Here is an 11,548-nt window from a genome sequence, read left to right as displayed (position 1 = left end):
CTGATGGACCGCACCCGGGACGCGGTGCGCAAGGCCATGGGCGGCAGCTGAGCCGTCCACGCGGCGGCGGGGGCACGGACCCGTCGCCGCGCCGGCGTCTCCGGGAGGGGCCCGGGGGTACGGAGACCGGCCGTCGAGCGGCCGGGAGAGGGGTGCGAGATGACAGGCCCGTTCGGCAGGACGCTGTACGCCGTCGCCCGGCAGGTGGCGCGGGTGCGGGCCGCGCCCGCCCTGCACCCGGCGGGCGTGACGACCACCGGGACGCTCGAGATCCCGGGTGACCCGTCGGGCGGCTGGGGAGTGGACTGGCTGGACCGGCCCGCCGTCCACCCCGTCACCGCACGGTGGTCACGGGCCGCCGGCCTGCCCGGCGGACTGCCCGACGGCGTCGGTCTCGCCCTGCGGGTGGACGACGCCGACGGAGCGGGCACCACGCTCGACCTGCTGTTCACCTCCTGCGGTCCCGGCCGGCTCGGCCGCCGCCTGCCGCTCCCGCGCAGGGACGCGCTCAGCGGCCCGTACTCCACCCTCACCGCCTACCGGGTGGGCGACCGGCACCGCGTGCTCACCGCACATCCCGTGACGCCCGCCGCCGGACGGGTCCGGGCCCCCGTGACCCTGGCCGGGCTGCGGCGGGCGCTCGGCCAGGACGCCGTCCGGTTCCGGCTCTGCGCCGAGACCACCGGCGAGCCACGGCGGATGTTCGCCTCCCTCACCCTCGGACCCGCCGGCCCCGAACCGGCGGAGCACACCCTCTCCTTCGAGCCGTACGCCCACTGCCTGCCCGGGCTGCGCCCCTCCCGCACGCTGCGCGCGGCACGGGTCGCCGCGTACGCCGGTTCGCGCGACGGGCGGCGCGGCCGTGACTGAGGCCGAGGAGCGCAGGACGCCGCCGACGGAGACAGGGACGGAGACGGAGCGGGAGACGGAGCCGGTCGCCCCCGCGTCCAGGAGGAGACGTCGCAGGGGCGCCGCGGTCATCGCCTGGGCCTCGACCACGGACCACAAGACGATCGGGCACCTCTACCTGGCCACGTCGTTCGGCTTCTTCCTGCTGGCCGGCGTGCTGGCCATGGTCATGCGCGCCGAACTCGCCCGCCCCGGTATCCAGTTCATCTCCAACGAGCAGTACAACCAGGCGTTCACCATGCACGGGGCGGTGATGCTGCTGCTCTTCGCGACGCCCACCTTCGCGGGGTTCGCCAACGCGATCATGCCGCTGCAGATCGGTTCGCCCGACGTGGCCTTCCCGCGGCTGAACATGTTCTCCTACTGGCTGTTCCTGTTCGGCGGACTCATCGCGATCAGCGGCTTCCTCACCCCCGAGGGCGCGCCCGACTTCGGATGGACCGCCTACACGCCGCTCAGTTCCGCCGAGCGCAGCCCCTCGCTCGGCGCCGACCTGTGGATCATGGGACTGGCGCTCTCCGGGTTCGGCACCATCCTCGGCGCCGTCAACTTCATCACCACGATCATCTGCATGCGCGCCCCCGGCATGACCATGTTCCGGATGCCGCTGTTCACCTGGAACGTGCTGCTCACCTCGGTGCTGGTCCTGCTCGCCTTCCCGGTGCTCGCGGCGGCGCTCTTCGTGCTGGAGGCCGACCGGCAGTTCGGCGCCAGGGTCTTCGCCCCGGAGAACGGCGGGGCGGTGCTGTGGCAGCACCTGTTCTGGTTCTTCGGCCACCCCGAGGTCTACATCCTGGCGCTGCCGTTCTTCGGCGTGGTGACCGAGATCATCCCGGTCTTCAGCCGCAAGCCGATCTTCGGATACATGGGCCTGGTCGGCGCCACCATCACCATCACGGCCCTCTCCGCGACGGTGTGGGCCCACCACATGTTCGCCACCGGCGCCGTGCTGCTGCCCTTCTTCTCCTTCATGACCTTCCTGATCGCGGTGCCCACCGGGGTGAAGTTCTTCAACTGGATCGGCACCATGTGGAAGGGTTCGCTCTCCTTCGAGACGCCGATGCTGTGGGCCGTCGGCTTCCTGGTCACCTTCCTCTTCGGAGGCCTCACCGGCGTGGTGCTCGGCTCACCCGTCCTGGACTGGCACGTGACGGACAGCTACTTCGTGGTGGCCCACTTCCACTACGTGCTCTTCGGCACCATCGTCTTCGCCATGTTCGGCGGCTTCCACTTCTGGTGGCCGAAGATGACCGGCAGGATGCTCGACGAACGGCTGGGGAAGATCCACTTCTGGACGCTCTTCGTCGGCTTCCACACCACCTTCCTGGTGCAGCACTGGCTGGGCGCCGAGGGCATGCCGCGCCGCTACGCCGACTACCTCGCGGCCGACGGGTTCACCGCGCTCAACACGGTCTCCAGCGTGGGCTCGTTCCTGCTGGGCGCGTCGACCCTGGTGTTCCTCTACAACGTCTGGAAGACCCGGAAGTACGCCCCGAAGATCGAGGTCGACGACCCCTGGGGCTACGGGCGCTCACTGGAGTGGGCCACCTCCTGCCCGCCTCCGCGCCACAACTTCACCGCCCTGCCCAGGGTCCGGTCCGACTCGCCGGCCTTCGACATCCACCATCCGGAGCACGCCGCCGTCGCGGACCGGGAGAACGAGGGCAAGCGGGACGTCGTGGATTACAGCGGCGACGACCGCGAAGGGGTCCGATGACTCCTCCGCGGCCGTCGCCGGGTCCGGGCGATCCTTGCGCGGTTCACTCGCCGGGATACAGGGGCCGGATGCGGTCCCAGTAACGGCGCAGGTCCCGGCCCACCTCCTCCATGGTCTGCGCCTTCGGCCGGGCGTCGGGGGCGGTCTCGCCTTCGGGCGCCGCCGTGCCGACAGGGGCGGCGGGGGCGGCCGGGGTACCGACGGACGTGGCCGGGTGGGTGGCTGGTGGAGAGACCGGGGGACGGTCCCCGGAATCGGTCCTGTCGTCGGTCCGAGGCCGGCCCTCGGGGCGCTCCGGCATCGTGGACGGCATGGAGGAGCGGCCGGTCGTACGGCCCACGGGGCCGTCGGGAGCGCTGCGACGCCACGGTGCGCGGGCGGCGCTCGCCTCGTACCTGGCGGCCCGCCGCACCGCGGACCTGCGCGCCCCCAGCGCCGCGCCGACGGCGGCCGCCAGCAGGGCGGATGTCGTGGGCCGGACCGTCATGGTCGGGCTCCTTCCGGACGGGGGGTCAGTGCCACAGGGCCTTGGGCCCGTGATGGTGGTGACCGTGGCCCATGACGTGCTCCAGCCGGTGCCCCAGGCCCTGGTCCGGGGTCGCCGTGTGGGCCAGGGAGTGCCGGAGACCGCTCGCGGCGGAGTGTCCGCCGCCCCGGGCCCCTGCATACATGAGCGTGCCTCCCTTCCGCACGCCCTGCTGGGCGATCTTCGCGCCCACCAACGGCGCACCGCCGGCCATCGCGGCGCCCTTCTTCAGAGCCATGCCGCGCATCGTCGATCCGCCGGGCACGTTGCCGTGGCCGCCGGGGAGACGCATCCGGCCGGTCGGAGCCGAACGGCCCTTCAGCAGTGCCTTGCCGCCCTTGAGCGCGCCCATGGAGGCCATGGACCTCATGCCGAGCGAGCCCATCCCGTGTCCGCCGGAGGATCCCGCGCCCGTCCTGCCCGCGGTGAATGCGGACAACGAGGAGCCGCCCATGCGGTGACCGCCCGTGGCGTGACGGCCCATACGGTGACCGCCCATGGAGGGGTGACCCATGGTGTGTCGGCCCACATGGCGCCCGCCCATGGGGGAGTGGCCCCCCTTGCGCAGCATCACTCCGGCCGCGCAGGCGGCCAGCGCCGCCGCGCCACCCGCGGCGATCAACGGCTTCCGGCTGCCGGAGCCTTCTTCCTTCTGGTCCACGCGGTAGGCGCCCGTGTCCGTCGTTCCGGAGGTTCCCGGGGCCGGGGGCATCACGGGCCGGTAGGCGGTCGTCTCCTCCTCGGAGGAGGCGGATCCGAGCCGCTGCTTCGCCTGGAGGGCACGTGTCTTCAGATCGGCCCGCCGGGCGTCGGCCTGCTGCTTCGTCTCCCGCAGCTTGGACCGGGCACGGGCCTTCACGTCGGCGCGGGCGGCCAGTTCCTCGACCGTGTGGCCCAGCTCCTCCCGCTTCACCTCGACGTCCCGGCGGAGTTCGTCCTCGCAGTGCGGGCCGTGAGGCCCCGCGTGGGTGTGGTGATGGGTGTGCGTATTGCTCATCGCCGGGTCCTCTCCTTGATCTCGGCCACGTCGGTGCGCATGCTCGCCATCGTCCGGCGTGGGGCCGCCGGGGTCGCCTTGCGGATCATCGTCCTGCCCACCAGTGCCATCACCGCGGTGATCAGCAGCAGCGCGCCCGCGATGATCAGCGCCGACGCCCAGAGCGGCAGCTCCATGGCGATCGCGGCGATGGCGGCCGTCACCAGCGTCGCCAGTGCCAGGAACCCGAATATCCCTGCCGCCGCGAGCATGCCTCCGCCGGTGCCGAACCGCTTGCCCTTCTGGGTCATCTCGGTCTGCGCCAGCCGCATCTCGGCCCGCACCAGATCGGTGAGCTGTCGTGAGGCCTGCTGCACCAGCTGCCCCACCGACGTGTGCGCGTCGGCGGTGCCGGTCGGCGAGCCGTGGGTGTCGGTGCGGTGCCCGTTGGAGCGATGGCGGTGGAAGTCGAGTGTGGTCATGGTCGCTTCTCCTCCCGACGGTTCCGGGCGGTCCCGTGGTCGACGCCCCGAGTACCCGCGTCACCGCCGGGTCGCACACATGTCCGTGCGTAATTGTCCGCATACGTCCTGTTCGGGCATCCCGGCTGGTGATCCCTCGAAAGGGGCGTGGGCCGATGCCCGTCGCGCCGTGCGACGCGTGCCAAGATGCGCGGGGAAGACAATGTCCGCGAAAGGGGATGAAGTGGCCGGGCTGCGCAGAGCGGGAGTGACGGTGCGGATCGCCCTGGCGATGGTCGCCCTCATGGCGACGCCGTCCTGGGCGGGACAGCCCCTCGCGGAGCCTCCCCCTCACCGTCACGAGCAGCAGCTCTGGACGCCGCACCACCTGGTTCCCTGGCTCTTCGGCGACCGGCAAGGGCGCCCGCACCGGCCGGGCGGCGGCATCACTCCCTGGCGCCCGCACCCGCAGTCACCGGGAAGGGCGTCGGCGCGCTCACGCGTCCTGTCCGCCGTCAACCAGCAGCGCGCCCGGGCCGGATGCCGGCCCGTCGGAGGGCGCCGGGCCCTCCACCGGGCGGCCACCGGGCACAGCGCCTACCTGTCCCGTCTCGGCCGGCTGAGTCACCGGGGCCGAGGCGGCAGCACTCCGTGGGAGAGGGTCCGGGCCACCGGGTACCGCCCTGGGCCGGTGGGTGAGAACGTCGTCGCCGGCCCGGCCGGGCCGCGCCAGGCGGTGAGGTCGTGGATGCGCAGTGCCCCGCACCGGGCCATCATCCTCAGCTGCCGGTACACCCACGCCGGCGTCGGAGTGGTCCGGGGGCGCGGTGGACCCTGGTGGACCCTGGTGATGGCCTCCGGGCGCCAGGGGTGAGACGGCGGCCCGGGTCCTCCGGAGGTCGGAGCGGGGCGCGCGTCAGCTCCGGTCGTGCCGCGTATGCGGTGCTCCGGCGGCAGGCCGCGGCCCGATGGCGGACGCCTCACGGGCCAGGTGCGCCGCGGGGGCGCTCCTGGCGCCGGCCCGCGTGATCGTTCACTCCCGCTCGCGGTCCGCGTCGCCGGCACCCGTGAGGGACGGCGCCGCGAGCGTGCCGGCCAGGCGCGCGGCGGCCTCGAGCACGGCGGCGACGGCCCCGTCGGCGAGCTCCTTCCGGTGGGTCAGCACCGTGACCGCGGCGGGCTCCTCGCCGACCGCTCGGCCCACCGGGGCGGCGACGCCGAAGACGCCGGGGATCAACTCCTCACCGGTGGCCGCGTACCCGCGGGAGCGGACCTCGGCGACCCGGTCGGGTTCGCCCTCGACGGCCGGCCGTGCGGCCAGCAGGGCCAGTCCGCCCGCCCCGCGCTCCAACGGGTCCCTGCTGCCCACCCGGTACGAGAGGCGAGGGCCCGCTCCCGGCGGCTCCACCACGGCGACGGCCACCGCCTGGCCCGCCTCGGCCACCACCAGGCAGGCCGTGACGCCGAGGTGCGCCGCGAGATCGTGCAGCACCGGCCGCGCCGCGTCCAGCAGCGGAGGCCGGGCCAGTTCGGCCAGCGTGTAGAAGGCGACGCCCGGGCGGTGGCGGCCGGTCCCGTCCCTGTGGGCGAATCCCTGGCGCACCAGCGCGGCCAGCAACCGGTACGCGATCGAGCGGTGCACCCCCAGCTCGGACGCCACCTCGCCCGCCGTCAGCCCTTCCGGCCGGCCGGCGATCAGGCGGAGCGCGGTGAGTCCGCGTTCGAGTGTCTGCGAGCCGTCGGTGGCCATGCTCTCTCCCTTCGTCCGGCCGCTCCGGCGGCCGCCTCGTCCGTCGATGTCGCCATGTCGTCACGTCGTCACATCGCCATGTCGTCACGATGCGGCGTCCGGTGGCGTCCGCGGGTGCGAAAACTTCCGCAGACATCTTGACCGGAGGCGTCCGGTGCGGAGATGTTGCAGAGTGTTGTCGCGTTTTTCACGACACGTTGTCTCGCTATCTGCGACGAGAGGAGTGTGGCATGCCAGGAGCGGCGTGTCTGCCCCCGCGTCACAGGGATTCGCGCCCACCCGGCCGCGTCGCAGGACACCCCGGGCGCCAGGCGTCGAGGCCGGCCCATCCAGAACCGACCGAAGGAGGCCGGACATGGCCCACTACCGCTCCCTGGGCGTCGTTCCGCCCAAGCGGCACACCCAGTTCCGGTACGACGGCGAGGCGCTCGCCTACGAGGAGCTGATGGGGGAGGAGGGCTTCTCCTCCGACTCCTCGCTGCTCTACCACCGCCACATCCCGTCCGCGATCACCGGATCCGAGATCTGGGAGCTGCCGGACACCCGCACGGTGCCCAACCACCCGATGCGCCCGCGCCACCTGAAGCTGCACGAGCTGTTCAAGGACGACGCCTGGCAGGACACCGACGTGGTCACCGGACGCCGCCTGGTCCTCGGCAACGCCGACGTGCGCATCTCCTACGTGGCGGCCGGCACGGCGTCCCCGCTGTACCGCAACGGCGTCGGGGACGAGTGCGTGTACGTGGAGTCCGGCTCCGCCCGCGTGGAGACCGTCTTCGGCACGCTGACTGCCCGGGCCGGCGACTACGTGCTGATCCCGCGCGCCACCACGCACCGCTGGATCCCCGAGGGCGACGGCCCGCTGCGCGCCTACTGCGTGGAGGCCAACAGCCACATCGCCCCGCCGAAGCGCTACCTCTCCCGCTACGGCCAGCTCCTCGAGCACGCCCCCTACTGCGAGCGGGACCTGCACGGTCCCACCGAGCTGCTGCACGAGGAGGGCACCGACGTCGAGGTGCTGGTCAAGCACCGCGGCGCGGGCGGCCGGATCGTCGGCACCCGTTTCCTGCAGGCGCACCACCCCTTCGACGTCATCGGCTGGGACGGCTGCCTGTACCCCTACACCTTCAACATCGAGGACTACGAGCCGATCACGGGCCGGGTCCACCAGCCGCCGCCGGTCCACCAGGTCTTCGAGGGCGACAACTTCGTCATCTGCAACTTCGTGCCGCGCAAGGTGGACTACCACCCGCTGTCGATCCCGGTGCCCTACTACCACTCCAACGTCGACTCCGACGAGGTCATGTTCTACTGCGGCGGCGACTACGAGGCGCGCAAGGGCTCCGGCATCGGCCAGGGCTCGGTCTCCCTCCACCCCGGCGGCCACACCCATGGGCCGCAGCCCGGCGCCTACGAGCGGTCCATCGGCGCCGAGTTCTTCGACGAGCTCGCCGTCATGGTCGACACCTTCCGGCCGCTGGAGCTCGGCGAGGGCGGCCAGGCGTGCGACGACGGCGTCTACGCCTGGAGCTGGTCCGGGGGGCGGCGCGCGTGAGCACCGGTAGCGCCGAACTGCTGCGCGCCCTCGTCGACGACGCCGGTCTCTTCCCGCCGACCGCCCTGCCCATGGAGCGCGCCGTGGCGCGCCACCGTGCGGACCTCGAGGCGCGGGAGGCGATGCACACGCACCGCTTCCTGGTCCCCGCCTCGCGGGTGGACGAGCTGGCCGGACTCCTGCGCGACGACGAGGTGTTCACGCTCGGCCTGATCGCCGACCTGGGCGCCGAGGAGCTGACCGGGGCCTGCCGCCGGGCCCTGGCCGACCCGAGGCTGCGGATCGCCCTGGTCGAGGCGCCGCTCGCCGCGTACGGCGAGGACGAGGCGACCGCGCTCGACGCGTTGCTCGCCGCCCTCGACGTCGTGCCCGCCGAGGTGTCCCTCTACGCGGAGCCGGCCGTGCAGGCGCGTCCCCGTCCGCTGCTCACCGAGCTGGCCGCCCGCCCGGGCGTCCGGCCACTGGGCGCCAAGCTCCGCTGCGGCGGCGTGCGCGCCGAACTCTTCCCGGACGCCGTCCAGGTCGCCGCCTTCCTGCACGCCTGCGTGCGGACCGGAACACCGCTCAAGGCCACGGCCGGTCTCCACCAGGCCGTCCGCCACACCTCGCCGGAGACGGGCTTCACCCACCACGGCTACCTCAACCTCCTGCTCGCCACCGCGACCGCGGTGGGCGGCGGGGACGAGGAGGCCGTGCGCCGGACCCTCGAGATCCGCGATCCCGCCGAACTGGCCCGCGCGGCGGCCGCGACCGGCGCCGAAGAAGCCGCGGCCGTCCGCCGGGTGCTGGTCTCCTACGGCTCCTGCTCCACCGCCGCCCCCGTCCACCAGGCGCGCCTGCTGCTCGGCGCGCCCGACACCCCGAAGGACCCCGCATGAACCACACCTGGGTCACCGTGCCCGACGGCTCCCCCTTCCCGTTGGAGAATCTCCCCTACGGCGTCTTCACCCCGGCCGGGGGCCAGACCCGGGTCGGCGTCGCGATCGGCGAACAGGTCCTCGACCTGGCGGCCGCCCTCGGCGACGACACCTTCGCGCACAGCTCGCTCAACCCCTTCATGGCCCAGGGCCGCGCCCGCTGGCAGGAGGTGCGCGCCCGGGTCGTCCGCCTGCTGACCGACGAGGCGCGCAGGGCCGACGTCGAGCCCCACCTGCACCGGCTGGACGCCGTCGAGCTTGGCATGCCGTTCGAGCCGGCCGACTACGTCGACTTCTACGCCTCCGAGCACCACGCCTCCAACATCGGCCGGATGTTCCGCCCCGGCTCCGACCCGCTCACCCCGCAGTGGAAGCACCTGCCCATCGGCTACCACGGACGCGCCGGGACCCTGGTGCCCTCCGGCACCCCCGTGGTGCGCCCCAGCGGCCAGCAGCGGCCGTCCGGCGAGGGGGCCCTCCCGGGCTTCGGCCCGTCGGTCCGGCTGGACATCGAGGCGGAGGTCGGCTTCGTCGTCGGCGTGCCGTCCGCGCTCGGCGCCCCGGTGCCGGCGGACGACTTCCGCGAGCACGTCTTCGGGGTGACGCTGGTCAACGACTGGTCGGCGCGCGACATCCAGAACTGGGAGTACGTGCCGCTCGGCCCCTTCCTGGGCAAGTCGTTCGCGACCTCCGTCGGCCACTGGGTGGTCCCGCTCGAGGCGCTGGAGGAGGCCAGGGTCGCCCCGCCGGCCCGCGAGCACGAGCTGCGCCCCTACCTGGTGGAGAAGGAGGACTGGGGGCTCGACCTGACCCTGGAGGTCCGGCTCAACGGGCACCTGGTCGCCACCCTGCCGTTCGCGGCCATGTACTGGACGCCCGCCCAGATGCTGGCCCACATGACGGTCAACGGCGCCTCCCTGCGCACCGGCGACTTCTACGCCTCGGGAACGGTCTCCGGCCCCGGCCAGGACCAGCGGGGCTCGCTGATGGAGCTGAGCTGGGGCGGGGCGGAGCCCGTCGAGCTGCCCGACGGCACGGTGCGGACCTTCCTGGAGGACGGCGACGAGGTGACCATCAGCGCCACCGCCCCGGGCGCCGGCGGGGTGCGGATCGGGTTCGGGTCGGTCACCGGACGAATCCTGCCCGCCGTCTGAGCCGAGAGCCCGGAGCCCGAGCCCAGAGCCCGGACCCTGACCCTGCTCCGGAGCTCCGGGCGCGACCCCGGAGCCCTGGGCGAGGGGCGTTGTCGGCGACGGCCAGTAGTGTGGTGCGGGTCACAAGTCGGAACGTGGGATCGAGGTGGGGAGCCTTCATGAGCACTCTCGAAGGCCGCCTGAAGAGCGGGTTACTGGTCGTCGACGTGCAGAACGCCGTGGTCGCGGAGGCGTACGAGCGCGACGCGGTGGTGGGGGTGATCGGCGCGCTGGTGGAGAAGGCCCGCGCCGAGCGGGTGCCGGTGGTCTGGGTGCGGCACCAGAGCGAGGACATGCCGGCGGGCGGCGACGGCTGGCAGATCGTGCCGGAGCTCCGCCCGGCCGAGGGCGAGCCGGTGGTGGAGAAGGAGTACGGGGACGCGTTCGAGGCCACCCGCCTCGACGCGGTGCTGGCCGAGCGGGGAGTGGCGCGGCTCTTCGTCACCGGGGCCCAGACGGACATGTGCGTCCGCTCGACCCTGCACGGCGCCCTGGCCCGGGGCTACGACGCGATGCTCGTCTCGGACGCGCACACCACCGTGGACCTCACGCGGTGGGGCGCGCCCGCACCTGCCGAGGTCGTCGCGCACACCAACCTCTACTGGTCCTTCCAGAAGGCGCCGGGGCGCGTGGCCGGCACCGTGGAGAGCAAGGAGATCGACTTCTGGGAGGCGTAGACGATTCGCGTGTTCGAATTCTAGTTCGATAACGTGGTGGGGGAGGTGGGAACGATGACCAGCAGCGGCGGGACCGGAACCGGCACGGGGTGCGTGATGCACGTGCGCTGCCCCGAGCGGCTGCCCGAAGCGGTCTACCGGCAGGTCCTGGAGCTGCTGGGGGACCTGTCCCCCGTGGTGCAGGCGGCGCCCCCCTCCGCCGCGCTGGTGGACCTGCGGGGAGCCCTGCGCTGCCACGGCGTGGACGGCGGCCGGATCGAGGAGGTGCGGCGGCTCGGCGAGGTGCTGCGCATCCGTTCGATATCCCGGCTGGGCGTCGACCTGCGGATCGGCATCGGCCCCACGATCGCCGTCGCGGCCACCGCTTCCGGGCTGGCGGCCCGCGAGGGGGCGGCCACCGGCGGCGTGGTGGCCGTGGAGGCCGACGGCGTCGCCGCCTGGCTCGCCCCCCTGCCGGTGGAGGCGCTGCACGGCGTCGGCCGCCGTCAGGCGTCGGCGCTGCGGGAGTACGGCGTGGACCGGGTGGGGCTGCTGGCCGGTCTGCCGCCGGCCACCGTGCAGCGGCTGCTCGGCGGGACGGCGGGGCGCGCGGCCTCGGAGCGGGCCCGGGGGATCGACCCCCGGCCCGTCGTGCCGCGTGAACTGCCGGCCTCGGCGACGGTGAGCCACTCCTTCCCCCGGCAGACCCTGGACGGCGCGGAGGTCCGGGCGGCCCTGCTCGACCTGGTGGTCCGGCTGGGGCTCCTGCTGCGCCGTCGCGGCCAGGCGGCCCGCGGGCTGCGGCTGACCCTGCGGTTCGCGGCGGGCGGAGCCTGGGAGAAGACCCGCCGCCTGCCGGAGCCCCCGGGGGACGGCGGCGGCCCCGTC

Annotated in this window: 12 protein-coding genes; 8 read left to right on the top strand and 4 right to left on the bottom strand. The window is 73.5% G+C overall.

The features are described from left to right. Positions 1-159 precede the first annotated feature (159 nt). Positions 160-870: a phosphodiesterase gene (locus ACOV8S_RS21835; RefSeq protein ID WP_448319613.1), complete on the top strand. Its 711-nt coding sequence runs from the start codon at positions 160-162 to the stop codon at positions 868-870. After that, a complete protein-coding gene (gene ctaD, locus ACOV8S_RS21830; RefSeq protein WP_448319612.1) occupies positions 863-2,626 on the top strand; it encodes an aa3-type cytochrome oxidase subunit I in 1,764 nt (587 codons plus the stop codon). The genes ACOV8S_RS21835 and ctaD overlap by 8 nt, the downstream gene beginning before the upstream one ends. A gap of 43 nt (positions 2,627-2,669) precedes the next feature. On the opposite strand, the gene ACOV8S_RS21825 is transcribed toward ctaD, so the two are convergent. Genes ACOV8S_RS21825 through ACOV8S_RS21815 form a run of 3 tightly spaced genes read right to left on the bottom strand, consistent with a single transcriptional unit; the run spans position 2,670 to position 4,610 of the window. Further along, positions 2,670-3,113, bottom strand: a complete 444-nt coding sequence (locus ACOV8S_RS21825; protein ID WP_448319610.1) for a hypothetical protein — start codon at positions 3,111-3,113, stop codon at positions 2,670-2,672. A 25-nt stretch (positions 3,114-3,138) separates the two neighbouring features. Continuing rightward, a complete protein-coding gene (locus tag ACOV8S_RS21820; protein WP_448319608.1) occupies positions 3,139-4,149 on the bottom strand; it encodes a DUF3618 domain-containing protein in 1,011 nt (336 codons plus the stop codon). Further along, positions 4,146-4,610 carry a phage holin family protein gene (locus ACOV8S_RS21815; protein ID WP_448319607.1) on the bottom strand — a complete coding sequence of 155 codons (465 nt, stop codon included), beginning with the start codon at positions 4,608-4,610 and terminating at the stop codon, positions 4,146-4,148. Before ACOV8S_RS21815 ends, ACOV8S_RS21820 begins: the two co-directional genes overlap by 4 nt. On the opposite strand from ACOV8S_RS21815, the gene ACOV8S_RS21810 reads away from it, so the two are divergent. Then, positions 4,609-5,463 carry a CAP domain-containing protein gene (locus ACOV8S_RS21810; RefSeq protein WP_448319606.1) on the top strand — a complete coding sequence of 285 codons (855 nt, stop codon included), beginning with the start codon at positions 4,609-4,611 and terminating at the stop codon, positions 5,461-5,463. The two genes, ACOV8S_RS21815 and ACOV8S_RS21810, sit on opposite strands and share 2 nt — an antisense overlap. Before the next feature lie 159 nt (positions 5,464-5,622). Here the strand turns inward: ACOV8S_RS21810 and ACOV8S_RS21805 are convergent, their stop codons facing one another. Next, the gene (locus tag ACOV8S_RS21805) at positions 5,623-6,339 is read right to left on the bottom strand and encodes an IclR family transcriptional regulator (protein WP_448319604.1); all 717 of its coding nucleotides are present in this window, start codon (positions 6,337-6,339) and stop codon (positions 5,623-5,625) included. A 355-nt stretch (positions 6,340-6,694) separates the two neighbouring features. On the opposite strand from ACOV8S_RS21805, the gene ACOV8S_RS21800 reads away from it, so the two are divergent. The 5 genes from ACOV8S_RS21800 to ACOV8S_RS21780 all read left to right on the top strand — a co-directional run. Beyond that, a complete protein-coding gene (locus ACOV8S_RS21800; RefSeq protein WP_448319602.1) occupies positions 6,695-7,894 on the top strand; it encodes a cupin domain-containing protein in 1,200 nt (399 codons plus the stop codon). Next, on the top strand, positions 7,891-8,772 hold the full coding sequence (locus tag ACOV8S_RS21795; RefSeq protein ID WP_448319601.1) for a hypothetical protein: 882 nt from the start codon (positions 7,891-7,893) through the stop codon (positions 8,770-8,772). The genes ACOV8S_RS21800 and ACOV8S_RS21795 overlap by 4 nt, the downstream gene beginning before the upstream one ends. Next, entirely contained in the window at positions 8,769-9,965 is a 1,197-nt protein-coding gene (gene fahA / locus ACOV8S_RS21790; protein WP_448319600.1) for a fumarylacetoacetase, read from the top strand. The genes ACOV8S_RS21795 and fahA overlap by 4 nt, the downstream gene beginning before the upstream one ends. A gap of 158 nt (positions 9,966-10,123) precedes the next feature. After that, entirely contained in the window at positions 10,124-10,681 is a 558-nt protein-coding gene (locus ACOV8S_RS21785) for an isochorismatase family protein (protein WP_448319598.1), read from the top strand. A gap of 54 nt (positions 10,682-10,735) precedes the next feature. Further along, positions 10,736-11,548 (top strand): DNA polymerase Y family protein (locus ACOV8S_RS21780; RefSeq protein ID WP_448319596.1); only part of this gene is annotated, 813 nt, incomplete at its 3' end.

This window comes from Streptomyces sp. CO7 (assembly GCF_053474865.1).
The sequence above is the reverse complement of the archived record's forward strand: the minus strand, read 5'-3'. Positions and strand labels throughout refer to the sequence as shown.

What these genes read in the sequence shown, in the direction of transcription:
- ACOV8S_RS21835 (WP_448319613.1), top strand. Translation starts at nt 160, where the DNA reads ATGACAGGCCCGTTCGGCAGGACGCTGTACGCCGTCGCCCGGCAGGTG.
- ACOV8S_RS21825 (WP_448319610.1), bottom strand. Translation starts at nt 3,113, where the DNA reads ATGACGGTCCGGCCCACGACATCCGCCCTGCTGGCGGCCGCCGTCGGC.
- ACOV8S_RS21785 (WP_448319598.1), top strand. Translation starts at nt 10,124, where the DNA reads ATGAGCACTCTCGAAGGCCGCCTGAAGAGCGGGTTACTGGTCGTCGAC.
- ACOV8S_RS21820 (WP_448319608.1), bottom strand. Translation starts at nt 4,149, where the DNA reads ATGAGCAATACGCACACCCATCACCACACCCACGCGGGGCCTCACGGC.
- ACOV8S_RS21805 (WP_448319604.1), bottom strand. Translation starts at nt 6,339, where the DNA reads ATGGCCACCGACGGCTCGCAGACACTCGAACGCGGACTCACCGCGCTC.
- fahA (WP_448319600.1), top strand. Translation starts at nt 8,769, where the DNA reads ATGAACCACACCTGGGTCACCGTGCCCGACGGCTCCCCCTTCCCGTTG.
- ACOV8S_RS21800 (WP_448319602.1), top strand. Translation starts at nt 6,695, where the DNA reads ATGGCCCACTACCGCTCCCTGGGCGTCGTTCCGCCCAAGCGGCACACC.
- ACOV8S_RS21810 (WP_448319606.1), top strand. Translation starts at nt 4,609, where the DNA reads ATGGTCGCTTCTCCTCCCGACGGTTCCGGGCGGTCCCGTGGTCGACGC.
- ACOV8S_RS21815 (WP_448319607.1), bottom strand. Translation starts at nt 4,610, where the DNA reads ATGACCACACTCGACTTCCACCGCCATCGCTCCAACGGGCACCGCACC.